This is a genomic window from Collinsella aerofaciens (genome assembly GCF_039062365.1).
GTDB lineage: Bacteria > Actinomycetota > Coriobacteriia > Coriobacteriales > Coriobacteriaceae > Collinsella.
On the sequence record NZ_JBCJBI010000014.1, the window covers coordinates 1 to 26,064 of the forward strand.

The window sequence follows — 26,064 nt, forward strand, 5'->3', positions numbered from 1 at the left end:
TACGCAGATGGAGCACGCCGGCATGGTACTCGACGTCTCCCACCTCAACGATGAGTGCTTTGACGAGGTTGTCGCTCACGCCACGCGCCCCTTCGTCGCCAGCCACTCCAACTCCCGCGTGGTCTGCGGCGTCAAGCGCAACCTCACCGACGACCAGTTCCGCACCATTCGCGACATGGGCGGCATCGTCGGCCTCAACTACTGTAGCGAGTTCCTCTCCAACGACGCAACCGACGAGACCGCCGCAGACGTCACCTTCGACCAGCTGGCGGCACATATCGAGCACTGGCTCGACTTAGGTGGCGAGGACGTCATCGCACTCGGCGGCGACTGGGACGGCGCCGCGGTACCCGGCTTCCTCTCCGATGTCAGCAAGATGCCCGAGTTCCAGAACATGCTCTCCAGGCATTTTGGTAAGACCGTGATGCAGAAGCTCTGCAGCGACAATGCCCTTGCCTTCTTCGAGCGTTATTAATTTCACATCCCCTGAGCGGGCCGGCATGCCGAACGATCGACATGCCGGCCCGTCCCCAATCTGAAGGACCGCTTTTGACGCAGCAGTTTACGATTTCCCTATCTCGACTGGATGGGACGCCCATCCCCGTCGTCGTTACCAAAAAGCGCGTCAAGAACTTCAACCTACGCGTCACATCGAGCGGTGAGGTCCACGCCAGCGCACCGCTCGGCGCCAGCCGCGAGCGTATCGAAGCGTTTGTGGGGCGCAATAGCGCCTGGATTATCAGCCGACTTGCCCAGCGCGAGCAACGTCAGGCGACGGCGCGAGAGCCGCTCAGCCCCTCGTCCATCATTGCACTTTGGGGCAAGCCCATCACGGTACAGGACGCACTCGATCACAACTTTGCATCACCCGCACCGCGGCCCAAGCAGGCCACCTTCGCAAGTTTTATGGGCACCGACGAGCCAAGTGGGCGCGCGCAGGCAAAGCAGCGCACAGCCCTCGACGGCCTAACGCCCAAAGAACTCCAGACCCGCATCGACCAACTCTATGCATCCGAGGTCACCGCAACGCTACGCGACATCGTGCACGCATACGAAATCGCAATGGGCGTCACCGTGGCCCGTGTCTCCGTGCGCAGCATGAAGACGCGTTGGGGCTCATGCACGCCCAAGACCGGAGCCATTCGCATCGCACGAGAACTTGCCGCCTACCCCATCGAGTGTCTCGACATGGTTGTCGCCCACGAGCTCGTCCACTTGCTCGAGCCAAGCCACAATCAGCGGTTCCACGCCCTGCTCGACACATACTGCCCCAACAATAGAGCTCTGTCGCAGCGGCTCAAGCAGCCGCCCCTCAACAAGCTCTAGCGTCGACTAGCGCACGCGCTCGATCTCGACACCGCAGCTTGCCAGGGGAAGACCGACGGGAGCCCAAGGCTTATCGAGCTTAACACGCACGCCAAGCAGCAAGGGATAACGACGCAGCAGCATCTGGGCCACACCCTCGGCTGCCGCCTCGATGAGTTTAAACGTATGCTCGCGCAGATAGCCATCGACATCGTGGCACACCGAGCCGTAGTCAATCGAAGCGTCCAGGTTATCGTGCTCCCCCGCTGCACGCAGGTCGGCATAGAGCACCAAGGACACGATGAACTTCTGGCCCAGCGCGTTCTCTTCGGGATACACGCCGTGGTTGGCAAAGACCTCGAGACCGTCGATAGTAATGCGGTCAGCATGGCGCAGATCGTCATAGCTCACGTGGGGAACCGCCGTTGCGGTGGATATTTCGCCCCTTCCACGGCGGGCGAGCTCGGCGCCTTCAGTCTTGGTTGCATTCTCGGGCAGTTTCTTGTTGCTCATCGCGATCGTCTCCTTCGTTTAGAACCCCGACCGCGTAAACTAACTACACGCGAATCGACAGGTTCTTTTTATCATCGCTCCAGTTGCAAGCATTGCGCGCGGGGCATGCAAAGCAGGCGCGCGACGCTTTGTCGGCTGCATAGAGCAGGCGCTCGAGCGGTTGGCTGTTCACGCGCAGCTTTCGATGGCCCAGAATGGCCGTCTTAATGGCTGCGGCATCGGCCGGCTCAAACGCTACGTCATCGGGCATACCGCCGAGAATCGCATCAGCGACGCGTTCGCTTGCAACATCATGGGATATACCCGATTCATACTGTTCATCTTTGCCGATATCGTGAAGAAGTGCCGTGGCGTAGATGACCTCGCGGTCAAATTCGAGCTGTTCCTCGAGATTCTTGATCCACATAATGCGAGCGACATCCAGCAGGTGGTCAATACCGTGGCGGCAGAAGATGCGCCCCGATTCCAACTGTGCAATGCTGCCCAGGTGCCGCCGGAACAGACCGTTGGCACAGATGTAATCAATGCGAGGCATGGCACCAAAAGGCGCCAGGCCCGAAGCCATAAAACCGCGACGCGGCGTTCCCTCGTCAGTATTCGATGTAAAGTCGTTGACGACTCTCATAGTTAGCGTCCCAGCATCCTAAAGAATCGCTCCTCGAGCGCCGGATCGGCCTCAAAGACGCCGCGACGAGCGAGCGTCACGGTCTTGGTGCCAGGCTTTTGCACGCCGCGCATGGTCATGCACATATGCTCAGCCTCCATGAGCACAATCGCTCCCTGGGGAGCGAGATAATCCATGAGAGCGTCGGCAACCTGCGCACACAGCTGCTCCTGCAGCTGCAGACGACGGGCATAAACCTCAACCGTGCGGGCGAGCTTGGAAAGCCCAGCCACCCGACCGTTAGGGATATAGCCGATCGCAGCCTTGCCATAAAACGGCAGCAGATGGTGCTCGCACAGCGAGTAAAACGTAATGTCGCGCTCGATAACCAAATCGTTCGAAGCGACGGCAAAGGTTTTGGACAGGTGCTCCTCGGCACTCTGATCCATACCGCCGGCGATCTCACCATACATACGGGCAACGCGCGCCGGGGTCTCCAGCAGGCCCTCACGAGTTGGGTCCTCGCCTATGCCCTCAAGCAACAGCTTAATGGCGGCCTCGACTTTTTCCTGATCGACCATCTGGGCCTCACTTTTCCGATTTCACGTTCGCGCTATGGTACCACGCCCTTTGGCATCGGCCACAAGCTACATAGTATGGGTCGAATAGACCGGATCGTCCCGCCAAAGCTCCACAGCGTCGCAAAGCGCAACGCCCTCGCGCACAGCACGGGCGCGCGTGGCGTTCATATCAATCACGCGCTGATTGCTCGAGCCCCTAAAACGCAATGAGATATCGTACAGATCCTGAACAAACGGGCCATCCACCAACATATCGAGGCAGGCAAGGATACGGTCCGTCGCCTCGGTATGGTGACGACCACCCGGCATAAGCTCCTCGAGCACGTCGCCGGTAAAGCACCAAATGGTCTTGCCCGACCCCGCGGGATAGGCCGCACGCACGCGTTCGATAAAGTCAACAAGCCCCGCCTGATTCTCGGGCTCCATAGGCTCGCCGCCCAGAATCGTCAGGCCATCGATAAAGGGATGGTCGAGGCTCTCGATAATCTTGTCCTCGACGACACGATCGAACGGTTCACCCGCGGCAAAGTCCCACGCGACGGAGTTAAAGCAGTTCTTGCACCCGCGACGGCACCCGCTCACAAACAGAGAAGTACGAACGCCTTCCCCATCAGCAATGTCGAAATACTTAATGTTCGCGTAGTTCATAGGTAACTCTCCCGGGAGGCCGGGACATATCATCCCGTCCTCAAACATTCTCGGCCTTCGGCCTGCGAAACTACGGGCGGGACGATATGTCCCGGCCTCATGCAAAGGGTAACTCAATGAACGAAGCGAACATCGAGTATAGGGTTCGAGGTCCAATAAAAACTTTGTTGCAGCTCAACCGCCATCGCAAGCAAAGCGTTGTTGCAAGTCAACTCATTTCCGCTAAGAACTTCGAGGAGTGAGCAGGCCGCATGCTGCATCTCAGCTACATCAACTTGGCTGCCCCGTAGCGAGGCCCCGGGCCTTTGCTCGATATGAGTTCCGCACGAACAGGAGGCGCCAGTGGCGCCTCCGTCGTGAGCCAGGACTGTCCGAAATAGCGAGTAAAGGCCCGGGGCCTCGCTACGGGGCGGCCTGGGATGGTTATTAGAGATGCAGCACGCGGTCGCGGATCTCCTCGGTTCGGCCCTGGTTCCAGAACTGGGTACCGATGTAGCCGCACGTACGACGAGCGACATTCATCTTCTCCTGGTCACGATTGCCGCAATTGGGGCACTCCCACACCAGCTTGCCGTCATCCTCGACAATCTTGATCTCACCGTCGTAGCCGCACACCTGGCAGTAGTCGCTCTTGGTGTTGAGCTCGGCGTACATGATGTTGTCGTAGATGTACTGCATCACGCGAATGACAGCCTTGAGGTTGTCCTGCATGTTGGGAACCTCGACGTAGGAGATGGCACCGCCCGGCGAAAGCTGCTGGAACATACCCTCGAACTTGAGCTTGTCGAATGCGTCGATCTCCTCGGACACGTGGACGTGGTAGCTGTTGGTGATGTAGCCCTTGTCCGTCACGCCCGGGATGATGCCAAAACGACGCTGCAGGCACTTGGCGAACTTGTAGGTCGTCGACTCAAGCGGGGTACCGTACAGCGAGAAGTCAATATCGCTTTCGGCCTTCCACTCCGCGCACTTGTCGTTCATGCGCTGCATGACGGCCATGGCAAAGGGCGTGCCCTCCTTCTCGGTGTGGCTGTGGCCCGTCATGTACTTAACGCACTCATACAGGCCGGCATAACCCAGACTAATGGTGGAGTAACCGCCCACGAGCAACTTGTCGATCGTCTCGCCCTTCTTCAGGCGGGCGAGGGCACCGTACTGCCAAAGAATCGGTGCGGCATCCGAAAGCGTACCCATCAGACGCTCATGACGGCACAGCAGGGCGCGGTGGCACAGCTCAAGGCGCTCGTCGAAGATCTTCCAGAACTTATCCATGTCCTGATGCGAGCTCAGCGCGACATCGGGCAGGTTGATGGTCACAACGCCCTGGTTAAAGCGACCGTAGTACTTGGGCTTGTTCGGGTCATAGTTCAGCGCGTTGGCCACGTTGTTAAATCCGTTACCGGAGCGGTCGGGCGTCAGGAAGCTGCGACAACCCATGCAGGTATAGCAGTCGCCGTTGCCCGCGGTCTCGCCCTTCGACAGCTTGAGCTCGCGCATCTTCTTCTCGGAGATGTAGTCGGGAACCATGCGCTTGGCGGTGCACTTGGCAGCCAGCTGGGTCAGGTAGAAGTACGGGGAATCCTCGTGAACGTTATCGTCCTCGAGTACATAGATAAGCTTGGGGAATGCCGGGGTAATCCAAACGCCGGCCTCGTTCTTAACGCCCTCGTAGCGCTGGCGAAGCGTCTCCTCCACGATCATGGCAAGGTCGTGCTTCTCCTGAGGCGTACGGGCCTCATTGAGATACATAAAGACCGTCACGAACGGCGCCTGGCCGTTGGTGGTCATAAGGGTCACGACCTGATACTGAATCGTCTGAACGCCGCGACGGATCTCGTCACGCAGGCGGTCCTCAACAACCTCGCGGACCTTTTCGGGAGATGCGGAAACGCCGAGCTCCTCGAGCTCGCGGGCGACCTCGCCGCGAATCTTTTGACGGCTCACCTCGACGAACGGGGCAAGATGGGTCAGCGAAATCGACTGGCCACCGTACTGGGAGGAAGCAACCTGGGCGATGATCTGCGTCGCGATGTTGCAGGCGGTCGAGAAGCTGTGCGGCTTCTCAATCAGCGTACCCGAGATAACAGTACCGTTCTGGAGCATATCCTCCAGGTTCACCAGGTCGCAGTTATGCATGTGCTGGGCAAAGTAATCCGAATCGTGGAAATGGATCAGGCCCTCATTATGGGCATCCACAATCTCCTGGGGCAGCAGCACGCGCTGGGTCAGGTCCTTGGAGATCTCGCCGGCCATGTAGTCACGCTGAACGGAATTGACGGTCGGGTTCTTGTTGGAGTTCTCCTGCTTGACCTCTTCGTTATTGCACTCAATCAACGACAGGATCTTGTCATCGGTCGTGTTCTTCTGGCGCTTCAGGCTCTGAACATAGCGATAGATGATGTAATGGCGAGCGACCTCGTAGCAGTCGAGACGCATGATCTCGTCCTCGACCAGATCCTGGATCTCCTCGACCGACACGGTGTGACCCGCGTTCTCGCATGCCTCGGCGACGTTTTGTGCCGCATAAACCACCTGGCGGTCGGTAAGACGAGAGCTCTCCTCGACCTCCAAGTTTGCGGCGCGGATGGCATTGACGATCTTATCGATGTCAAAGACAACCTCGGTGCCGCTGCGCTTGATGATCTTCATCCTCTTGCCTCTTTCGCTTCGTAGCCTCATCGCGCTTCAGAGCCAAACGATACCCGGCAGGGCTTGCCCCTGTCTTGCGGCGCCGTCGCGCAATCTGTGTTCTCGATAAACCATAAGCCTCCATGCGGACATTCCTTGGAGCCGATCAAGCGGCTCAAGGACACGTTCAAAAGAGGCAGTTAAGGTCTTCGTTCTCTGTCCGTCATCTATCATACGACAAAGAGGCATCTATATCCTGTATTCTTTTTTTAGGTCAAACACAACATATAGTGTTTCGGCAGGTCAAAGCAATTAGTCATTTTGCAGACGCATTAAAAATGAGGGGTTCTTGGCAAGTCGGTAAAACGTTACCAACACGGCTACCTGCATGGCAGTTATAAAACCCCCTTAGTCAAGCCGCTGACAAATCCTACCAAAACCAAACCGCTCACGCCAAAAGAATCCAAAAGATTGTGCTTGACCAACATGTTGCGGTCACGATCGGCCAGGACGTATGCAATCTGCCGGCACCTCTACGGGATGCGAAGACCATCGTGTACAGACCTTGGATCAATATTTGGTGGCTTATTTGGCGGCGTGCTTGGTGGCAAAACAAAACAGCTCAGAGGACATAGCCTCTGAGCTGCGAACATTTGGTGGGCGTTAGAAGATTTGAACTTCTGACCTCTTCCGTGTCAGGGAAGCGCTCTCCCCCTGAGCTAAACGCCCAAATGGAGCGGACAACGGGGCTCGAACCCGCGACCCCAACCTTGGCAAGGTTGTGCTCTACCAACTGAGCCATGTCCGCTTACGAGGATTAATCTTACGTGATGCCCGCATCCTATGCAAGAACTTTTTTTGAAAAGTTTTGCGACGCTCTCGCGAGGGCATCAGTCGTCACGAAAGGCGCGAACAAACGCAGGCTCGCAGCGAGATGCCCCTACATCTCACCGAGCATGATCCAGGCAGAGCTGTCCTGCGCGAGCCTGCCGTCTGCAAGCGGTGATGAGGTGAGCAGGACCCTGCCCGCCGGCAGCTCCACGGGTGCTGCACCGAAGTTCGTCACACACGCCCAGCCGTTATCGCGGCGATAGGCGATGACGCCGCCCTCAGCGCCCTCGGCACCATCCGCAAGACCGGTGCGCCCGTCAAGATCGAGCCACGCAAGATCGTTGGCGCACCCGCGCAGCTTGCGCCGCAGCCAGAGGGCGTCACGATAGAGCGCAAGCATCGATGTCGGGTCCACTTCTTCCCTATCGGCAGCATAATCGGAAAACCATGCAGGCTGCGGCAGATGGGGCGCCGCATCGGCGTCTGCCGGCGAAAACCCAAACGATCCGCCATGCGCGGGATCGTCCGCCGCCACCCACGGCAGGGGCACACGACAGCCGTCGCGCCCCTTCTCACGCTTCGGTCCGTGCGTATTGGTCGCAGTAGGGTCTTCGAGTGCAGCCCACGGGATATCAGCCACCTCAAAAAGGCCGAGCTCCTCACCCTGATACACGTATGCCGAGCCCGGAAGCGCCAGCTCAAGCAAAAGGGCCGCCCGCGCGCGGCGCTCGCCGAGTTCACGGTCCTCGTCATAAGACGACCCGTCGCGCAAGAGCCAGTCGAGCGCAATCTGGTGGTAGCGCGTCGCCTTGATTTGCGGCAGGGCATAGCGTGTCGCCACGCGCGGCACGTCGTGGTTGGAGAGTACCCAGGTCGAGGCGGAATCGGATTCGACGGCTGCCTTCAAGCCCTTCTCGATTGCAGTGTGCATGTCATCATAGGTCCAAGTGGCCTTGGCAAACTCAAAGTTGAATGTCTGGCCAAGCTCGCTGGGACGCGCGTAGAGATACTGGCGCTCGGGCAGCACCCACGCCTCGGCAACGGCACTGCGCGGCGGATTATAGCGGTCGAACACGCGGCGCCACTCGCGATAGATCTCGTGGACCTCATTGCGGTCCCACAGCGGATGGGTGCCGTCGTCAACCATGTCATCGCCCTCGGCGAGATGCCACCGGTCGAGGTCATCGCGGTCGAGATCCTTGGCGAGACCCTGCGCCACATCAATGCGAAAGCCGTCGACGCCTCGATCGCTCCAAAACGCCAGGACGTCGCAAAAGAGCGCGTGAACCTCAGGGCATGACCAGTCAAAGTCCGGCTGCTCGGGCGTAAACATGTGCAGATACCACTGACCGTCCGCAACACGCGTCCATGCGGGGCCGCCAAAGTTGGCATTCCAATTGGTGGGAGGCAGCTCGCCATGCTCGCCGCGACCATCGCGGAAGATATAACGGGCGCGTTCGGGCGATCCGGGGCCGGCGGCAAGAGCGGCTTTGAACCAGGGGTGCTGGTTGGATGAATGGTTGGGCACGATGTCGACGATGACCTTGATGCCGCGCGCGTGAGCCGCAGCGATCATGTCATCGAAGTCGTCAAGCGAGCCGAGACGTGGGTCGACATCGCAGTAGTCCGCCACATCATAGCCGCCATCGACAAGAGGCGAAGGGTAAAACGGGCTCAGCCAGATGGCCTCGATACCCAGCCGCTCAAGATAGTCCATCTTCTGGGTAATGCCCGCGATATCGCCCAGACCCGAACCAGTCGAATCCTTAAACGAGCGCGGGTAGATCTGATAGATCGCGGCATCGGACATCCATGAGCGCGAAGAGGACTTTTCTGTAGCCATGGGGCGTATCTCCCTTGCAACGAGGTTATACGAGATGCCCACGATGATACGCCCAAAGCGAACATTCACGGCAAACAACGCCACAGCCACGACCCAAAACGCTCGCTCCCTCTCGGGTTCGAACCTCCCGGGACGAATCGACCGATTGGTGAAAAGAACGGAAAACCCACTCCCCCGGCCACGACAGCGAGCGGGCTCCGGGTGCCCCAGGTTGCCGCGAAAGAGGAGGGAAGCGTACTTTATGTACGCGACCGACGATTGAGGGGCAAGATGGGGTGCCCGGGGCTCGCGCAGCGTCAACAAAAAACGCGGTTCGTTAGAACCGCGTAAGATAGTTGGAGCGGACAACGGGGCTCGAACCCGCGACCCCAACCTTGGCAAGGTTGTGCTCTACCAACTGAGCCATGTCCGCATATGTAAAACAAAACGGGCGCTGGAGCGCCCGGATGTTGCCTGGAGGCGAAGCCCGGATTCGAACCGGGGGTAAAGGCTTTGCAGGCCTCTGCCTTACCACTTGGCCACTTCGCCGAAAAAGGACCGCCTAAACGGTCCGGGACTGCAATGGAGCGGACAACGGGGCTCGAACCCGCGACCCCAACCTTGGCAAGGTTGTGCTCTACCAACTGAGCCATGTCCGCTTGCGGGTTATTAATTTACGCGAGTTGTCCAAAAGACGCAAGTACTTTTTTCAAAAAACTTGTCTGCCGCATGTTCTTAGTAGCCAAACGCGCTAAAGCGATTGGCTAGGCACACGATTCCAGCGCCCCGCTAAACAGCTTCACCATCTGCACGCGCGTGCCGGCGCCGTCCGTACGACGAGCAACCTCCACGTTATCGACGAGCATACGCATAAGCTTGATACCACGGCCGCGTTCCTCAGATGCAACCGGCTCGCTCGTTTCATCGATAGAATAGCCGGCACCTCGATCAAGCACCTCAACCACAACGCGATCGCCATAGGCCTGAACCGTCAGGACGCACCCGATACCGCCCGCATGGTCATAGGCATTACCCAGCGCCTCCCCCGACGCCAATGCGACATCGTAGCGCTCGTCACGGCGCAACGGAAGCGATTCAAGGAGTTCGGCGATACGATGTCGGTAGTATGGAAGATTCTCGATACCCTGACGGACCTCGACGCTCTTACTCCAGCGAGGCAGCTCCCCCACCGGAATGGCGGGAATTGACTCCCGTGCCGGCCCCGCGACATGAAGGATATCGACAAGACGAGCAATCTCCAAAAAGCGAACAACTTCACCTGATGCATTGACGAGCGAAAGCAGGCCTTCTCGCCTCATGAGCTCACGAGCGCGCGTAAGCAGGAATGCCAAGCCCGTCGAATCGATAAAGCTAACAGCCTGACAGTTGATGACGACACGACGCACGCCGCGGCCAATCAAAGCATCCAACCGCCGACGCAGCGCAGGCACCGTAGCGATGTCGATATCGCCTGGTGGCGTCAAAACCGCTATGTCATTCCACTCATTCATACGACCATGGTTCCCAAAAAAGCCCACTCGATGCATTCGTTTCCCCAACCGTACGGATTCAGCCCGCCCAGCGTCGTCTATGAACGACCCCGTAAAAACTCAAGGGACACCAATGCAATGTCATCGTCCAGCGCCGATTCGGTAAATCGGTCAAGCTCGCCCAAGACCTTGCCGCAAATGCCCGACACGCCCTCCCCCGAAACAGAAAGCAGAAGGTCGCGAAGGCGCTGTTCGCCAAAGAAAGCACCCGAGCGATCACGTGCTTCGATCGTTCCGTCGGTATACATAAATAGCATGTCACCAGGAGCGAACGTAAAGGCACCCGTCTCGTAGACCATGCTCTCAAAGGCACCGATTACGCCCGATTGGCATCCAAGCAGCTCGACCTCTCCCCCACGGGCCTCGCCGCCACCCAGCGGCATCGACTCTGGCCTGATGACCATGGTCGGAGGATGGCCCGCCGAACAATATGTTGCGCGTCCGGCTTTAAGGTCAATCTTGGCGATAAAGGCCGTCACGAACGTCTCGACCCTCGAAAAGCCCATGAGCATGCTGTTAAGGGAGCGTGCCATGCGGGCCGGTCCAGCGCCCTCCCAAGCATATGCCGTCAGGGCCGTCTTGACGAGCGCGGACATCGATGCGGCCTCAATGCCTTTGCCAGACACATCACCCAGAATCATGACGGCGCAGTCGTCGGGAAGACGGATGAGCGTATAGAAATCGCCGCCGACCAACGCCGAGTTCGTGGCAGACAGATACACCGAATCGGTTGCGATGCCCGGAACATCCCCCAGGGAATTTCTCATGCCAATCTGTAGGGTCTGAGCGATATGGCGCTCCTCGCGCTTTTGAGATTCGCCTTCGTAGATCAGTTCAAAGTCATGCGCTAAGTGCACCAAGTAGTCATATTCAAGGTCGTCAATCGGCTCTTGGCTACCATCACGAAGCAGCAGCGCGCGCGTCGTCGGGCTCTTCGCAACAGAAGCTGGAACAATCGCGTCGTTACTGTGCTTGCCATCACCCTCAGAGCGCGGGCGCCCCGCCTCGATGCCGAAGTCGACGTAGAGACCTTGACAAGGCAGACCATGCGCCCTAAGCCAGCCTCCCATAGGCATCGATTCGTCAACGCGAGTTATACGGACGTACTTAAGGTCCTCGGCACTCGTGCCGCCCAAAACAGATGCCTCAAAGCCATCAGGGCCAGCCCCCAGACGTGCCGCCGGCGCCGTCGTGGAAAAGAAAAGCTTCTCGGGATCGTCCGGCAAAGCAACGCGACTGCCGCCTTCAAAATCTATGACATAGGAATCCAGACTGGCGTCATACTCAACAGGGCAAAAATGGCAGTTAAGCATATTGCAGATCTCGGACGATACTGCCCGGGTAGCCGCGGTGGAATCGTCTAGAAAGGTAAACAACTCATCACGTAAGACATTGAGCGAGCGGCCAAGCTCGGACGTGCGGCGAGAGCGAAGGCTCGATGCCATGCCGACCAGCTGGATAGACAGGTAATCGCAAATGACCTCGAGTACATTAACGTCATAGGCGAGCGGTGCCTGGGGGCGTTTCCAACCAACTTCCAGCACGCCAAGGATCTGCGTACCGTAAAAAACGGGAAGACAGATCTCGCTGCGGTACGGAGGCATATCCTGCACTCGCAACAGGTGCTTAGAGCGATTGTCCAGGTCCATGAACATACCGGAGGCGGCCCTATCGCCCTCAAGGTCCTGTTGAATCGACAAGCGACAGGCACGCGACTCGCGAAGAACATACGTCGGAATGCCAGCGCCATACGGCAAAAACTCGGGCAGGTAGCTGTCGTATAGCTCCTTGGAAACACCGCGTAGCTTAAAACCGCCGCTTTCAGAAAAATAGATAGCGGCACCCGAAGCATCGAGCGTTCCTACAAGCTGGTTCAAAACGGTATCAAGCAGGCTGGGTAACTCATCGGAGCCCACAGTGCTCATAATGACCGAGAGCGTGCCAGAGAGACGTTTGTTCGCCACTCTAAGCTCCGATAACGCACGCTTGAGTTGACGGTCGTGAGAATACTGTTCCTCGATACTGTGAAGCGCCACCAGGACACGTGGTGCACGGCGCCCAAAGATGCGTGGAGGCGTTACGGAGCCCGCACGAACCAAGACGGGGATAAAAGAGCCGTCACTCAGCTTGAGCATCAGTTCGTTCTCGGAGCCATCAGTTTCAAATGGCAGACGATGTTCCGTCGCGCGTTCAAAAGCGGACGAGTACAGGACGTCTTTAACGTCTCCACCGATGACATCGGCGCGTTCCTCGCACATCAAGCCAAGTAAGCGATTATTCACATGCAGAATGGTTCCGTCGAGTTCGCAGATGATGACAGCATCGCTCGTGATCTCGACTAGTTGGGCAACGTCTGCCCACTCGTTGCGTTCAAGCGTTTCCATCGTGGACCCCACCGTCTATCGGTAACAAAAAAGCCTCCGAAGAGGCTTCTCAAATGCGATGGTGTCGGAGGCGGGACTTGAACCCGCATGACCAAAAAGCGGTCACTAGCACCTCAAGCTAGCGCGTCTGCCAATTCCGCCACTCCGACATGCTATGTTGTTGATTCACGGTTCGTTTTGTTGGACCCGCGCGTTCAACGAGGAAGATAATAACCTATGATTCGAGAACTGTGCAAGCACTTTTTTCAAAAAAGTTTACGAATTTGTAAATGCGCAGGTAGATCCGTGTGTCCGGCCCCGAATCGGTGTTGCCTCCCGGCGCGTCCTCGGGCATGAGCGATATTTTGCTGCGCACTTCGTGCTGCAAAATATCGCTCCCCCTGCGGAATGCGCCGGGAGGCAACACCGATTCGGGGCCTACGTTCACGTACTCCAGGCACCGTTCTCTAACATGTTCTGGGGGCTGATGCAAATTTGGTGGCTCGGCTTTGCCGAGCCCTTATATGGGGAGGCCGGAGCTAAAGCTCCGGCCTCACTAACTTTCCTATTAGATTAAGTGAGCGATCAGGGAATCGCACTCCCCCTGCCGAGTTAACGTAGGGCCCGCCCTGGTGTTACTTTTCAGAACACTCCGCAGGACGCAAGAAACCCCCGCCGCACGAAGTGCGCAGCGGGGGTTTCTTGCATGTCCGAGGACGTTCTGAAAAGTAACTTCAGGGCGGGCCCGGACGATAACAACCAGCTACAAGTCGATGTGCGATTCCTTGATCGGGAACGGCTCGGCGAAGTGGCAGGCGCAGCAGTGGCCCGGGGCAACTTCCTTAAACTCGGGAAGCTTCTCAGAGCAGATGCCCTGCGCGATCGGGCAGCGCGTGTGGAAACGGCAGCCGGTCGGCGGATCCAGCGGTGACGGCGGATCGCCGGCGAGGATGATGCGCTTACGGGTCTTCTGGATATCCGGATCGGGAACCGGCACGGCAGACAGCAGCGACTGCGTGTACGGATGGTGAGGCTCGCTATAGAGCGTCTTCCAGTCCGAAACCTCAACCATCTTACCCAGATACATAACGGCAACGCGATCGGAGATGTGCTGCACGACGGACAGGTCGTGAGCAATAAACAGATATGCGGTACCGAACTTGTCCTGGAGTTCCTTGAGCAGGTTCAGAACCTGGGCCTGAATGGACACATCCAGAGCGGAAACCGGCTCGTCGCAGATAATCAGCTTGGGTTTGAGCGCAAAAGCGCGGGCAATGCCGACACGCTGACGCTGACCGCCGGAGAACTCATGAGGATAACGGTTGATGTGCTCGGGATTCAGTCCAACGACGTCGAGAAGCTCGCGGACGCGCTCAATGCGCTCCTCCTTGGTGCCCACGCCGTGAATGGTCATGGGCTCAGAGACAATCTCACCGATGGTCATACGAGGATTGAGCGAAGCATAAGGATCCTGGAAGATAAACTGCATCTCACGACGCATGTCCTTGATCTCATGTTTGCTCATCTCGGCAACATCTTTGCCTTGGAAGAACACCTTACCGGCGGTCGGCTTGGTCAGGCGCATGATGGTGCGGCCCGTGGTGGACTTACCGCAACCAGACTCGCCAACCAGGCCAAAGGTCTCGCCCGGATAAATCTCGAACGAAATGTCATTCACAGCAGAGACGACACGCTTGGAGAAGCGCTTGGCGAACATGCCGGACTCAGCGGGAAACTCCTTAGAGAGGTGCTCAACCTTCAGCAGCGGAGTACGCTCGTTGGTATCTGCCATTACGCCTCGCCTCCCTTCTTGGAATCCTTGCGCGTACGGGACGTCTCAGGAGCGTTCTTAAGGAACTCGGGGTCACCGGAGTAGTGGCACGCAGAGTAATGGCCAGACTCGGTGACAACGCGCTCGGGGCGCTGCTTGCGGCACTTGTCCGTCGCATAGGGGCAACGAGGAGAGAATACGCAGCCCTCGGGCAGGTTCATGAGCGAAGGCGGGTTGCCGTGAATCGGCGTAAGCGGCTTCTTCTCATCGATAGCCTGCTCCGGGATGGAGCGGATCAGGCCCCAGGTATAGGGGTGACGGCTCTCGTAGAAGATTTCCTCAGCAGTACCGAACTCGACGGGACGACCGGCGTACATAACCATGATCTTATCGGCCATATCGGCGACGACACCCAGGTCATGGGTAATCATGATGATGGCGTTGCCGTTCTTCTCCTGCATTTCCTGCATAAGCTCAATAATCTGAGCCTGAATGGTAACGTCCAGGGCAGTCGTGGGCTCGTCGGCAATCAGAATATCGGGATCGCAGGCAAGAGCCATGGCAATCATGACGCGCTGACGCATACCGCCAGAGAACTGGTGCGGATACTCATTGACGCGCTTCTCGGGCTCGGGGATACCCACGAGGTCCAAAAGCTCGGTAGCGCGCTTGAGCGCCTCCTGCTTGGAGTAGCCACGGTGCAGACGAAGGCCCTCGCCCACCTGCTTGCCGATCTTATAGACCGGGTTCAAGGAGGTCATAGGATCCTGGAAGATCATCGCGATATCGTTACCGCGAATGTGCTGCATCTCTTCCTCGGTCATCTCGAGGATAGAACGACCGCGATAGCGAACGTCGCCGCCCTCGATCTTTCCCGGAGGCATCGAGATAAGACCCATGATGGTCATGGCGGTCACGGACTTACCGGAGCCGGACTCACCGACGACGCCCAGGGTCTCGCCGCGATCGAGCGTGTAGGAGACACCGTCGACAGCGCGAACAACGCCATCCTCGGTGTGGAAATACATCTTAAGGTCATCGACCTCGAGCAGATGCTGGCCCTCGGGAACCGGCTGGTCCTTCAGGTCCACATAGTTCTTGTTCTTCTTCATCCTTATGCGTCCTTCATCTTGACGTCGAGGGCGTCGCGCAGACCGTCACCCAGCAGGGTGAAGGCGAGCACCGTCGAGAGAATTGCCAGACCGGGCATGATCATCATCCAGGGAGCAGTCAGAAGATACTGCTGACCGTCCTGAATCATGGAGCCCCACGAAGGCGTAGGCGGAATAACGCCCATGCCGAGGAAGGACAGAGCGGACTCGGTCAGAATGGCGCCACCAATGTTCATAGTCGCGTAGACCACGATGGAGGCAACGGAGTTCGGGAAGATGTGACGCACGACGATACGAGCATCGGATGCACCCATCGCGCGCGCAGCGTCAACATAGTCGTTTTCCTTGACCGTCAGGATCGCGGATCGGAAGACGCGCGCAATAGAAGGCCAGCCGAGAATACCGATGGCGATAAAGACATTCTGAAGACCACGGCCGATAACGGCGATCATGGCGACGACGAACAGCACGTACGGGAACGCTAGGAAGATATCCGCAAAGCGCATGATGATCGTATCCCAGATGCCGCCGTAGAAACCGGCAAGGGCGCCCATGACCAGACCGATCACCGTGGAGATCGCGGTGGCCATAATGCCGACGGACAGCGAAACGCGTGCGCCGTAGATAACGCGGACGAGAATGTCACGACCAAGGGCGTCGGTGCCAAACGGGTGCTCGGCACACGGAGCCAGCAGAGAAGTCTCGGCCATGATAGTCGAGTCGGAAGCCGTCGGCGAACCGAGCCAGGGCTTAGCCCACAAATCTGCGGTCAGGGCAACCACAACGACGATGATGATCCAGCAGACACCGATAACGGCGAGCTTGTTCTTACGAAGACGCTTAAAAGCGTCGCCCCACAGTGTGCGGGACTTAGCGGGAGCAGATGCGGCCTTGGTGGCGGTAGCCTGCTCCTGAGACTGAGAATCAGTTTCCTGCATGAGACGTACCTCCCTTAGGCCTTATCCGACGGACCGCCAAGGCGGATGCGCGGGTCGAGGAATGCATAGCTAATGTCGACGAGCAGGTTGATCACCATGACGACGACAACGATGAGCGTAACGCCGCCCATAACGATGGGCCAGTCACGCATGCTGATGGCGCGGTAGACCTCAGAGCCGATACCGGGCCAGTTAAAGACCGTCTCGGTCAGGATGGCGCCCGAAAGCATGCCACCGAAGTCGACACCAATATAGGTAACGACGGGGATGAGTGCATTCTTAAGCGCATGCTTGATGATGATCGCGCGATTGGAGAGACCCTTGGCCTTTGCCGTGCGGATGTAATCCTGGTTCATGACGTCGAGTAGCTGCGAGCGCATGATGCGGGCAGCATAGGCGGTCGAAACCGAAGCCAGCGTAATGGTCGGAAGCACATAGTGCATCCAATCCTGATACTGAGAGCTGGAACCGCCGGCACCCGAGATCGGCATGGAGAATGCACCGCCCGTGGCGTCCTTGAGAATGACGCCAAAGAACAGCTGCAGCAGCATACCGAGCCAGAAGGCAGGAACGGCAACGAGGATTGACGTGGTCAGCGTTACCAAAATATCCCAGAAGGAGTAACGCTTTACTGCCGAAATGATACCCGCACCGATACCCATGATTGCCTCGAGCACGATGGCGCACGCGGCAAGTTTGACCGTATACGGATACTTCTGGGCAAAGATTTCCGCAACCGGCAGCTTGCGCTGATACGAATTGCCCAGATCGCCATGAAGCAGACCATTCATGTAATTCAAGTATTGGTCCACAAGCGACGTTGGAACGGGATCGCCGTTCTCGTCAAGGATCGCGTTGCCGTCCTCGTCCGCCTGGACCAGGTGATAGCGCACGCGAAGTTGAAGCTCCACCTCGGGGGACAGAGCCTTGTCTCCACCGATCAGCTTGATCGGATCTCCCGGCACGATGTTCTGGAGGGCGAACAGAATCAGCGTTACGCCCAAAAATACCGGGATGAACTGAAGCACACGTTTAACGATGTACTTACCCATACCACTCCCCTATCTAGGGATTAACCTAAATGGGATGCCGATCGCCAGACCGGCATCCCAAAATTACCATCAGCCAGTTTACCCCAGGTTAGGGAGAACTGTATGTTTCCCATGAGGTCTACGTAAATACTTGACCCTCACGGAAGCTGCAAACTCTTAGGCGAGCTCGGCGGTACCCAGCTCGGCGTGCTTCTGCGGATCGACATAGAGGTGCTTGATGCGATCGGAGCCAGCGATGGTGTGCGTGTAGAACATCACCGGGATGACCGGGCAGTCGGCAGCGACCATTGCGTCGGCCTCCTGCATCTTAGCGACGCGCTCTTCGTCGTCAACCGTGGTACGGGCCTCGTCGACCTTGGCGTCGAACTCGGGGTTGTTGTAACCAGAGCGGTTGTCGCCACCGAGGGAGTCGGAGTGGAACAGCGGATACAGGAAGTTGTCCATGATCGGGTAGTCGGCAATCCAGCCCAGACGACCGAACTGATAGTTGAAGTTCTGGTACTGCTCGAGCAGCGCAGACCACTCAGGAGTATCGGAGACGGCGGTAACGCCGACCTTGGCGAGGTCGCCGATGATGGACTCCATGATCTCCTTGTGGCCACCGTCCTGGTTGTAGGAAAGGGTCACGTTAATGCCACGATCGCCGTTAGCGCCAGCGGGAGCAACCTTGTCGAGGTACTCGTTGGCCTTGTCGACGTCGTAGGCGCAGAACTCCCATGCGCCCTCCTTGTAGCCATCGATACCCGGAGGAACAATGCCGTCGGCGGGGGTACGGGTACCCTTGAAGATGGTCTTGCAGATGGCCTCACGGTTAATGGCCAGGGAGATACCCCTGCGCAGGTCGGCGTTGTTGAACGGCTCAGCCGTGGTGTTGCAGGTCAGGTAGTAGGTGGAAGGCTCGGCGCCGAGCAGCATGCGCTCGCCGTCGCCCATGGTGTAGCCGTCCTTGGACACGCCGCGATCCTTCTTGGCAGCGTCGATCTGAGCAACGGGAACGTCGCAGATGTCAAGGTTACCGGCCTGGAACTCCTTGTAGGCGGTCTCCACGTCCTTGATGACCTGGAAGTGGATGCCGTCGATCTTGGCCTTGTCGCCATAGTAATCGTCGAACTTCTTGAGGTTGATCTCCTGACCATCCTCCCACTTGCCGTCCATCATGAACGGGCCGTTACCGACCGGTGCAAGATAGAAGCTCTTGGCATCGGACTCGGCGCACTCGGGAACCGGGGCCAGAGCCGGGTGAGAGGCGACGAAGGGGAAGTCGGCGTAAGCGGAAGACAGCTTGACGACGAGGGTCTCATCGTCGGGGCAGGTAACACCGCTGAGCTCAGTAGCGTTACCGGCAAGCAGATCGTCATAGCCCTCGACCATGGAAAGGTGATAGGAAACCTCGGACGGGCCATACTCGGTAGCGATGGCCGACTTGGTGTTGACCAGACGCTCCCAACCGAGCTTGAACGACTTGGAGGTAACGTCGTCACCGTTGTGGAACTTGGCCTTCTTGATCTTGAAGGTAAACTCGGTGGCGTCGTCGTTGGCCTCGAAGGACTCGCAAGCCAGCGGAACGATCTCGCCCTTCTCGGCGTCATAAGAGGTCAGAGCGTCAAAGAGCTGGTACTCGACCTGAGTGCCCTGGTCCTCCTGGACATTGTAGGGGTCGATGCAGACCGGGTTGTTGATGTAGAAGTTCAGCGTCGAACCGGACTCAGAACCGGAAGTGTCGCCGCCCTTCTTGCCGCATGCGGCAAGAAAAGCCATGGAGCTCGCAGCGAGGGTGCCGCCGACAAAGGCGCGACGACCCATAACGGGCTGGTGGAACATAGAATCAGCCATGCCATCCTCCTTATGAGATAGGACAAAGAAATGTTCAGTCGGACACATGTCGAGGCAATCCGATCCGAACCATCAAAACGCCGTCCGTTGCTATGGCTGGTTATGCACAACGGAGCAACGTTTTGCAATACAGTAGCGCATTTTATGCACGATTTGGGGCTAATTCCGGTTAACGGTCGAGAATTTCTTTAGTTGGGCGAAGTATGTGGTGATATTCTGGCTCTGTTACAAGTCTGTAAACAAAAAGGGCCCCGCACATGCGGGACCCTTTTCAAACGTATATACGCCGATGCTTAGTAGCCGACGATGCCCTGCGGGAAGAAGAACATGCACAGGACGACGCACACGGCAAAAACAACGGCCATAATTACCGTCAGGCGATCGAGGTTCTGCTCCATGACGCCCGTGGCAGAGCTGGAGTTATACAGCGAGCTAGCGATCATATCCGAAACGCCGGTGCCCTTACCGGAATGCATCAGGACGAGAATCGTCAGCGCCACGGCAGAGACAGCCCAAACGACAAACAGAAGAATCTGGAACGGACCCATAGATAAGCTCCTTAATAGAACAGTTCAAACTCCAGTACTGTACCACAATCCCCCGCTCTCCCCTACCTGCCGCTCGGGGACGGGGTAGAAATGGCAGAAATACCAAAAAGGGGGTTGTCCGGTTGTGGACAACCCCCTTACTAGAAAACGGTATTTGTTTTCTATTAGGCCTCGGTGGCGAGCACGCGGCCCGTCATCTCGGCGGAAGGCTCCAGACCAGCCATGGTGAGCATAGTCGGGGCGATATCGGAGAGACGACCGTCCTCGATACCGGTGAGCTTGGCCTTCTCATCAACGATGATGAACGGCACACGGTTGGTGGTGTGAGCCGTGAACGGATGCTTGGAACCGTCGGAAGCAACGTCAAACATGTGATCGGCGTTGCCGTGGTCGGCGGTAATCAGCGCAAAGCCGCCCTTGGCGAGAATCGCCGGGACAACCTTGGACAGGGCATCGTCAACAGCCTCGACGGCCTTAACGGCGGCGTCGAAGACACCGGTGTGACCAACCATGTCGCAGTTCGCGAAGTTCACGATGTAGAAATCAGCGCGACCCTCGTTGATGGCGGCGACGAGCTTCTCGGTCACCTCGGGAGCGCTCATCTCAGGCTGCAGATCGTAGGTAGCGACCTTGGGGGAAGCGACGAGCACGCGCTCCTCGCCCTCCTTGGGCTCCTCGATGCCGCCGTTGAGGAAGAACGTCACGTGGGCGTACTTCTCGGTCTCGGCGGTGTGCAGCTGCTTCAGGCCATTGGCAGCGATAACGTCGGCCAGGACGTTCTCAGGGAACGTCTTGGGGAAGGCGACCTCGACGTCAAACGTCGGATCGTACTCGGTCATCGTCACAAAGTGCGAAAGCTTGATTTGCTCGCGCTCAAAGCCGTCGAACTCCTTGTCCGTGAACACGCGGGTCATCTGACGAGCGCGGTCGGGACGGAAGTTAAAGAAGATGGCCGCGTCGCCCTCGTGGATGCCCTCGTTGTGGGCAGCGAAGGGCTCGACGAACTCGTCGCCGCGCGGATCCTTCTCGTAGTACGCCTTGATACCGGCAACGGGGTCGGTATCAGCATCGGACGCGTTGACCATGACGTCGTAGGCGCGCTGAATGCGCTCCCAACGATTATCGCGGTCCATAGCCCAATAACGGCCCGAGACGGTGGCAACACGAGCGTCGCAACCGGTCTCCTCGGAGATCTTAGCCAGGAAGGCACAGAACTCACTCATGTAACCGGCACCGGACTGCGGGTCGACGTCGCGGCCATCCATGAAGGCGTGGACGCGAACGGTCTTGACACCATGCTCGGCAGCCATCTTGACCAGAGCCTCGACGTGGTTCATGTGAGAATGAACACCGCCAGGGCTCATAAGGCCCATGAGGTGGAGAGTCTTGCCGTCAGCCTTGACGTCGTCCATAGCCTTGACGAAGACCTCGTTCTTGGCGATGGAGCCGTCCTTGATGGCATTGTTGATGCGCGAAAGCTCCTGGAACACGATGCGACCGGCACCGATGTTGAGGTGGCCTACCTCGGAGTTGCCCATCTGACCGTCGGGAAGGCCCACGTCCTCGCCCGAAGCACCGAGCGTGGTGTGGGGATACTTCTCGTACAGGCTATCAAGGAAGGGCGTCTTGGCAGCGGCGACGGCGTTCTCGCCATCGGCCGGAGCCAGGCCACAGCCGTCCATGATGATCAGGAGTGCAGGAAGATGACGCTGTGCCATATGTCCTACTCGCCTGCCTTGACGACCATAGAGGCGAAGTCGGCAGCCTTGAGCGAAGCGCCGCCCACGAGGGCGCCGTCAACGTCGGGCTTGGCGACGAGCTCGGCAATGTTGCCGGGCTTTGCGGAACCGCCATACAGCACGCGGATGCCGTCGGCGAGCTCCTCGCCAAACATCTCCTTGAGGGTCTCACGGATAGCGCCGCAGACCTCCTGAGCGTCCTCAGCAGTAGCGGTCTTGCCGGTGCCGATGGCCCAGATGGGCTCGTAGGCGACGACGACCTGCTTGGGGCAGGTGATCTCAAGACCAGCAAGGCCAGCCTTGACCTGGTTCACGACGTGCTCGACATAGGTGCCGGCCTCGCGGACCTCGAGGGACTCGCCGCAGCAGAAGACGGGAACAAGACCGGCGGCAACGAGGGCCTTGGCCTTCTTGTTCTGGTCCTCGTCGGTCTCGTGGAAGTAATCACGACGCTCGGAGTGACCGATGATGCAGTAGGTGCAGCCAGCAGACTTGAGCATGTCGCAAGAGGACTCACCGGTGAAGGCACCCTTGGCCTCCCAGTACACGTTCTGTGCACCGAGGGCGATGGGGGCAGCCTGAATGCGGTCATGAACCGTGGTGATGTCGATGGTCGGAGGGCAGACGAGCACCTCGACGCCAGCCGGAACCTCGGGCAGAGCCTGAGCCAGCTCGTCGGCGAGCTTGGCGGCCTCGGCGACGTCGTTGTTCATCTTCCAGTTACCAGCGATAAGAAGGGTGCGATTAGGCATCGAGAAGCGCCTCCACTCCGGGCAGGGCCTTACCCTCGACGAGCTCCATGGAAGCGCCACCACCGGTGGAGATCCAGCTCATCTTGTCGGCCAGGTTGAACTTGTTGACAGCTGCGACAGAGTCGCCACCGCCGATGATCGAGGTGCAGTCGGCCTCGGCGACAGCCTCGGCGATAGCCTGGGTGCCGTGAGCGAAGTTGTCGAACTCGAAGACGCCCATGGGGCCGTTCCAGAACACGGTCTTGGCACCCTTGACAGCCTCGGCGTAAAGCTCCTCGGTCTTGGGACCGATGTCCATACCCTCACGATCGTCGGGGATAGCGTCGGAAGCGACAACCTCGGGGACAGCGTCCTCGCCAAAGTGATCGGCAACGCGGTTGTCGATGGGGAGCAGGATCTTGACGCCCTTCTCCTCGGCCTTCTTGAGCATCTCGCCGGCGCGCTCGACCCAGTCCTCTTCCTTGAGGGACTGACCGACGGACAGACCCTGAGCCAGGAAGAAGGTGTAGGCCATACCGCCACCGATGATCAGGGTGTCAGCGGAGTCGATGAGGTGATCGAGAACGCCGATCTTTGAGGAAACCTTGGAACCGCCGACGATAGCGACGAAGGGGCGCTCGGGCTCGGCGAAGATGCCGGTCAGCGTGTCGACCTCCTTCTCGAGCAGGAAGCCAGCGACGGCAGGCAGGTAAGCGGCGGGGCCCACGACGGAACCCTGGGCGCGGTGAGCGGTGCCGAAGGCATCGAGAACGAAGACGTCACCATAGGAAGCGAGCTTCTTGGCGATCTCGGGATCGTTCTTCTTCTCACGCTTGTCAAAACGGACGTTCTCGAGAACGAGGACCTTGCCCGGCTCGACGGCGGCGACAGCCTCGGCAGCCTTCTCGCCATAGGTGTCGGCGACAAAGGTAACGTCGAGACCAGAGAGCTCGGCGAGCTTCTTGGCGACGGGCTCGAGGGACAGCTCGGGCTGGAAGCCGGTGCCATCGGGACGGCCAAGGTGGCTCATGAGGATGACGCGAGCGTTGTGCTCAACGAGATAGTTGATGGTGGGCAGGGCAGCCTTGATACGGGTGGTGTCGCCAACGACGCCATCCTTGATAGGCACGTTGAAGTCAACGCGGACGAGAACGCGCTTGCCGTCGACATCGATGTCACGGACGGTCTTCTTGGTAAAGGCCATGTTTGCTTCTACCTTTCGTACGTGTCTGCCTCCCATTACGGCAGACGATTTCCTATAAAAAGGGCGCGACCCTAGGGTGTAAGCCCTATAAGGCCGCGCCCTTCTTTAGACGCTCAACGAGCTATTCGCTAAAAGCTAAATTAAGCAACGAACTTCTCGAAGTACTTGATGGTGCGGACCATCTGAGAGGTGTAAGAGTTCTCGTTGTCGTACCAAGAGGTGACCTGAACGAGGGTCTGGCCGTTGCCGAGGTCAGAGCACATGGTCTGAGTGGCGTCGAAGATAGAGCCGTGGGTCTCGCCGATGATGTCGGTGGAGACGATGTCGTCCTCGTTGTAACCGAAGGTCTCGGAGATGGTGGCAGCGTAGGCCTTCATAGCAGCGTTGACCTCGTCGACGGTGACCTTCTTGTCAACGACAGCGTAGAGGTTGGTGATGGAGCCGGTCGGCGTCGGGACGCGCTGGGCGGCACCGATGAGCTTACCGTTGAGCTCGGGGAGAACCAGGCCGATAGCCTTGGCAGCACCGGTGGTGTTGGGGACGATGTTGACGGCGCAGGCGCGGCTACGACGCTTGTTGCCCTTGCGCTGCGGGCCGTCGAGCGGCATCTGGTCGCCAGTCCAGGCGTGAATGGTGGTCATGATGCCGGACACGATGGGAGCGAAGTCGTTCAGACCCTTGGCCATCGGGGCGAGGCAGTTGGTGGTGCAGGAAGCAGCGGAGATGATGTTGTCCTCAGCGGTCAGCGTCTCATGGTTGACGTTGTACACGATGGTGGGCAGATCGCTGCCAGCCGGAGCGGAGATGACGACCTTCTTGGCGCCAGCGTTGATGTGGGCCTGAGCCTTAGCCTTGCTGGTGTAGAAGCCGGTGCACTCGAGAACGACGTCGACGTCGAGGTCGCCCCAAGGCAGGTTGTTGGCGTCGGCCTCCTTGTAGATCTTGATCTCCTTGCCGTCAACGGTGATGGAATCCTCGCCAGCAACGACCTCGTGATCGCGAGCGTAGTTGCCCTGCGTGGAGTCGTACTTCAGCAGGTAAGCGAGCATATCGGGAGAGGTGAGGTCGTTGATAGCGACGATCTCGGAGCCCTCATGACCGAACATCTGACGGAAAGCCAGACGACCGATGCGACCGAAGCCGTTAATAGCAACCTTTACTGCCATTGTGTCTCCTTTCGTAAGGCCCCCGCGAGCTACAGCGCCCGCCGTTGAGGCCCACAAACTAACCACTCGCCTAATATACCTTTTTTTTGACTTGAATTTCACGAGAATGCTCGAAATTGAAAATCAAATTTACGTTAAAACGTTTTAAATACTAAAACAGCAGCTAAATCCGTATATAAGTCGATACTTTAAACTACCTGTTTGCTTCAATGAGCTTTTCAAGCCGTAAAACACGATGGTAGAGGGCCGACTTCGACAAGGGAGGGTCAGCCATCTCCCCTAAATCACGCAGCGAAAGATCGGGATAGCGCTCGCGCAGGTCGCAAAAGACCGCCAAGGCATCCGGAAGCGCATCGCGAAGGCCTCGCTGCTCGAGCTCATCGATAAGCGCAAGCTGATGCTGGGCAGCACCGGCGCTTCTGGTCTGGTTGGCGAGCTCGGCGTTCACGCGACGGTTCACATCGTTCTTAACCAACTTGACCGCGCGCGCCTCCTCAATCTCGGCAACGCTGCGCTTGGCACCAATCAGCTTTAATAGATGCTCGATTTCCTCGGCGCTCTTAATGTACACGGCATATGACCCCCGCCGCGCATTAACACGAGCATGGACCCCAATCTGCTCCAACAGATCGCAAAGCCCCTTGGCATATTGCTCGCCCTGCACCGCGATCTCCAAATGAAAGTCGCCGCGGGGATCGGCCACGAAACCGCCGGCGATGAGCGCGCCGCGGATGTAGGCAAGCCTGCAGCAGGGACGGGCAACGATGTGCCGGGGAACACCGGCGACGAGCCCTCCCCTGCGGTCGAGAATGCCCAGCAGCACCAGAGCCTTGTCCAGGTCGGGTTGATCAGGCAAGGTGATGAGGTAGTTTCGAACCTTATGCAAGACAGATTTGCGGACGGTGAACTCCGTTTTGAGCTTAAGGATACGATGCGTCAGCGTGATCATCGTGCGCGCGACGGCTCCCGTCTCAGTCGCAACCGTCAAACGATACCGCCCAGAGCCGGCAAGCGAGAGCGTACCGCTCACGCGCGTGAGGGCGGCAAGCGTCGACAAGTCGCAGTATTCACATTCGGGTTCGCAGCGCGCAAGCTCGTCGCGCACCTCAGCGGTAAACGACATGC

The 26,064-nt window shown here is 58.3% G+C and carries 21 protein-coding genes and 6 tRNA genes; 2 read left to right on the forward strand and 25 right to left on the reverse strand.

The features are described 5' to 3' along the window. Positions 1-475 (forward strand): dipeptidase (locus ABCN01_RS07605; protein ID WP_343014245.1); only part of this gene is annotated, 475 nt, incomplete at its 5' end. Between the two features lie 74 nt (positions 476-549). After that, a complete protein-coding gene (locus ABCN01_RS07610) occupies positions 550-1,326 on the forward strand; it encodes a M48 family metallopeptidase (protein WP_342996651.1) in 777 nt (258 codons plus the stop codon). A gap of 6 nt (positions 1,327-1,332) precedes the next feature. On the opposite strand, the gene folB is transcribed toward ABCN01_RS07610, so the two are convergent. The 25 genes from folB to whiA form a co-directional block, all read right to left on the reverse strand. Beyond that, positions 1,333-1,818 (reverse strand): dihydroneopterin aldolase, encoded by a 486-nt coding sequence (folB, locus tag ABCN01_RS07615; protein WP_118226560.1) that lies wholly within the window; start codon positions 1,816-1,818, stop codon positions 1,333-1,335. Positions 1,819-1,861: 43 nt separating this feature from the next. Continuing rightward, the gene (locus ABCN01_RS07620) at positions 1,862-2,443 is read right to left on the reverse strand and encodes an HD domain-containing protein (RefSeq protein WP_192919573.1); all 582 of its coding nucleotides are present in this window, start codon (positions 2,441-2,443) and stop codon (positions 1,862-1,864) included. Between the two features lie 2 nt (positions 2,444-2,445). After that, a complete protein-coding gene (folE, locus tag ABCN01_RS07625; protein WP_055309734.1) occupies positions 2,446-3,003 on the reverse strand; it encodes a GTP cyclohydrolase I FolE in 558 nt (185 codons plus the stop codon). 66 nt (positions 3,004-3,069) lie between these two features. Continuing rightward, positions 3,070-3,651: an anaerobic ribonucleoside-triphosphate reductase activating protein gene (gene nrdG, locus ABCN01_RS07630; protein ID WP_342996652.1), complete on the reverse strand. Its 582-nt coding sequence runs from the start codon at positions 3,649-3,651 to the stop codon at positions 3,070-3,072. 426 nt (positions 3,652-4,077) lie between these two features. Next, a complete protein-coding gene (nrdD, locus tag ABCN01_RS07635) occupies positions 4,078-6,300 on the reverse strand; it encodes an anaerobic ribonucleoside-triphosphate reductase (RefSeq protein ID WP_055309732.1) in 2,223 nt (740 codons plus the stop codon). A gap of 633 nt (positions 6,301-6,933) precedes the next feature. Next, positions 6,934-7,008: transfer RNA gene (locus ABCN01_RS07640), tRNA-Val, on the reverse strand. Between the two features lie 3 nt (positions 7,009-7,011). Next, positions 7,012-7,087, reverse strand: a tRNA-Gly gene (locus ABCN01_RS07645). A 132-nt stretch (positions 7,088-7,219) separates the two neighbouring features. Then, positions 7,220-8,953, reverse strand: coding sequence for a glycoside hydrolase family 13 protein (locus ABCN01_RS07650; RefSeq protein WP_342996653.1), 1,734 nt, complete (start codon positions 8,951-8,953; stop codon positions 7,220-7,222). A gap of 336 nt (positions 8,954-9,289) precedes the next feature. Further along, positions 9,290-9,365 (reverse strand) — tRNA-Gly (locus ABCN01_RS07655). A 42-nt stretch (positions 9,366-9,407) separates the two neighbouring features. Next, positions 9,408-9,481, reverse strand: a tRNA-Cys gene (locus ABCN01_RS07660). A gap of 34 nt (positions 9,482-9,515) precedes the next feature. Next, positions 9,516-9,591, reverse strand: a tRNA-Gly gene (locus ABCN01_RS07665). Between the two features lie 105 nt (positions 9,592-9,696). Further along, positions 9,697-10,443, reverse strand: a complete 747-nt coding sequence (locus ABCN01_RS07670) for an anti-sigma factor antagonist (protein ID WP_055286928.1) — start codon at positions 10,441-10,443, stop codon at positions 9,697-9,699. A gap of 77 nt (positions 10,444-10,520) precedes the next feature. Beyond that, positions 10,521-12,866, reverse strand: coding sequence for a GAF domain-containing SpoIIE family protein phosphatase (locus ABCN01_RS07675; protein ID WP_342996654.1), 2,346 nt, complete (start codon positions 12,864-12,866; stop codon positions 10,521-10,523). A gap of 59 nt (positions 12,867-12,925) precedes the next feature. Then, positions 12,926-13,015, reverse strand: a tRNA-Leu gene (locus ABCN01_RS07680). 593 nt (positions 13,016-13,608) lie between these two features. After that, a complete protein-coding gene (locus ABCN01_RS07685) occupies positions 13,609-14,637 on the reverse strand; it encodes an ABC transporter ATP-binding protein (RefSeq protein WP_022094888.1) in 1,029 nt (342 codons plus the stop codon). Beyond that, on the reverse strand, positions 14,637-15,728 hold the full coding sequence (locus tag ABCN01_RS07690) for an ABC transporter ATP-binding protein (protein ID WP_117564867.1): 1,092 nt from the start codon (positions 15,726-15,728) through the stop codon (positions 14,637-14,639). The genes ABCN01_RS07685 and ABCN01_RS07690 overlap by 1 nt, the downstream gene beginning before the upstream one ends. 2 nt (positions 15,729-15,730) lie before the next feature. Beyond that, entirely contained in the window at positions 15,731-16,666 is a 936-nt protein-coding gene (locus ABCN01_RS07695) for an ABC transporter permease (RefSeq protein WP_342996655.1), read from the reverse strand. A gap of 14 nt (positions 16,667-16,680) precedes the next feature. After that, positions 16,681-17,718 carry an ABC transporter permease gene (locus tag ABCN01_RS07700; RefSeq protein ID WP_342996656.1) on the reverse strand — a complete coding sequence of 346 codons (1,038 nt, stop codon included), beginning with the start codon at positions 17,716-17,718 and terminating at the stop codon, positions 16,681-16,683. A 156-nt stretch (positions 17,719-17,874) separates the two neighbouring features. Then, complete coding sequence (locus ABCN01_RS07705) at positions 17,875-19,551, reverse strand: peptide ABC transporter substrate-binding protein (RefSeq protein ID WP_342996657.1); 1,677 nt, start codon at positions 19,549-19,551, stop codon at positions 17,875-17,877. Positions 19,552-19,844: 293 nt separating this feature from the next. After that, positions 19,845-20,099, reverse strand: coding sequence for a preprotein translocase subunit SecG (gene secG / locus ABCN01_RS07710; RefSeq protein WP_006236144.1), 255 nt, complete (start codon positions 20,097-20,099; stop codon positions 19,845-19,847). A 164-nt stretch (positions 20,100-20,263) separates the two neighbouring features. Continuing rightward, positions 20,264-21,817: a 2,3-bisphosphoglycerate-independent phosphoglycerate mutase gene (gene gpmI, locus ABCN01_RS07715; protein WP_342996658.1), complete on the reverse strand. Its 1,554-nt coding sequence runs from the start codon at positions 21,815-21,817 to the stop codon at positions 20,264-20,266. A 5-nt stretch (positions 21,818-21,822) separates the two neighbouring features. After that, positions 21,823-22,590, reverse strand: coding sequence for a triose-phosphate isomerase (gene tpiA / locus ABCN01_RS07720; protein ID WP_089572945.1), 768 nt, complete (start codon positions 22,588-22,590; stop codon positions 21,823-21,825). Continuing rightward, on the reverse strand, positions 22,583-23,773 hold the full coding sequence (locus tag ABCN01_RS07725; RefSeq protein WP_117848745.1) for a phosphoglycerate kinase: 1,191 nt from the start codon (positions 23,771-23,773) through the stop codon (positions 22,583-22,585). Before ABCN01_RS07725 ends, tpiA begins: the two co-directional genes overlap by 8 nt. A 140-nt stretch (positions 23,774-23,913) precedes the next feature. Beyond that, the gene (gap, locus tag ABCN01_RS07730; RefSeq protein WP_022094880.1) at positions 23,914-24,939 is read right to left on the reverse strand and encodes a type I glyceraldehyde-3-phosphate dehydrogenase; all 1,026 of its coding nucleotides are present in this window, start codon (positions 24,937-24,939) and stop codon (positions 23,914-23,916) included. A gap of 193 nt (positions 24,940-25,132) precedes the next feature. Further along, complete coding sequence (whiA, locus tag ABCN01_RS07735) at positions 25,133-26,062, reverse strand: DNA-binding protein WhiA (protein ID WP_022094879.1); 930 nt, start codon at positions 26,060-26,062, stop codon at positions 25,133-25,135. Positions 26,063-26,064 lie beyond the last annotated feature (2 nt).

Coding starts and splice junctions, on each gene's coding strand:
- secG (WP_006236144.1), bottom strand. CDS start 20,099: ATGGGTCCGTTCCAGATTCTTCTGTTTGTCGTTTGGGCTGTCTCTGCC.
- ABCN01_RS07725 (WP_117848745.1), bottom strand. CDS start 23,773: ATGGCCTTTACCAAGAAGACCGTCCGTGACATCGATGTCGACGGCAAG.
- ABCN01_RS07690 (WP_117564867.1), bottom strand. CDS start 15,728: ATGAAGAAGAACAAGAACTATGTGGACCTGAAGGACCAGCCGGTTCCC.
- ABCN01_RS07650 (WP_342996653.1), bottom strand. CDS start 8,953: ATGGCTACAGAAAAGTCCTCTTCGCGCTCATGGATGTCCGATGCCGCG.
- ABCN01_RS07670 (WP_055286928.1), bottom strand. CDS start 10,443: ATGAATGAGTGGAATGACATAGCGGTTTTGACGCCACCAGGCGATATC.
- ABCN01_RS07675 (WP_342996654.1), bottom strand. CDS start 12,866: ATGGAAACGCTTGAACGCAACGAGTGGGCAGACGTTGCCCAACTAGTC.
- ABCN01_RS07700 (WP_342996656.1), bottom strand. CDS start 17,718: ATGGGTAAGTACATCGTTAAACGTGTGCTTCAGTTCATCCCGGTATTT.
- tpiA (WP_089572945.1), bottom strand. CDS start 22,590: ATGCCTAATCGCACCCTTCTTATCGCTGGTAACTGGAAGATGAACAAC.
- whiA (WP_022094879.1), bottom strand. CDS start 26,062: ATGTCGTTTACCGCTGAGGTGCGCGACGAGCTTGCGCGCTGCGAACCC.
- folB (WP_118226560.1), bottom strand. CDS start 1,818: ATGAGCAACAAGAAACTGCCCGAGAATGCAACCAAGACTGAAGGCGCC.
- ABCN01_RS07685 (WP_022094888.1), bottom strand. CDS start 14,637: ATGGCAGATACCAACGAGCGTACTCCGCTGCTGAAGGTTGAGCACCTC.
- folE (WP_055309734.1), bottom strand. CDS start 3,003: ATGGTCGATCAGGAAAAAGTCGAGGCCGCCATTAAGCTGTTGCTTGAG.
- nrdG (WP_342996652.1), bottom strand. CDS start 3,651: ATGAACTACGCGAACATTAAGTATTTCGACATTGCTGATGGGGAAGGC.
- ABCN01_RS07705 (WP_342996657.1), bottom strand. CDS start 19,551: ATGGCTGATTCTATGTTCCACCAGCCCGTTATGGGTCGTCGCGCCTTT.
- ABCN01_RS07620 (WP_192919573.1), bottom strand. CDS start 2,443: ATGAGAGTCGTCAACGACTTTACATCGAATACTGACGAGGGAACGCCG.
- gpmI (WP_342996658.1), bottom strand. CDS start 21,817: ATGGCACAGCGTCATCTTCCTGCACTCCTGATCATCATGGACGGCTGT.
- nrdD (WP_055309732.1), bottom strand. CDS start 6,300: ATGAAGATCATCAAGCGCAGCGGCACCGAGGTTGTCTTTGACATCGAT.
- gap (WP_022094880.1), bottom strand. CDS start 24,939: ATGGCAGTAAAGGTTGCTATTAACGGCTTCGGTCGCATCGGTCGTCTG.
- ABCN01_RS07695 (WP_342996655.1), bottom strand. CDS start 16,666: ATGCAGGAAACTGATTCTCAGTCTCAGGAGCAGGCTACCGCCACCAAG.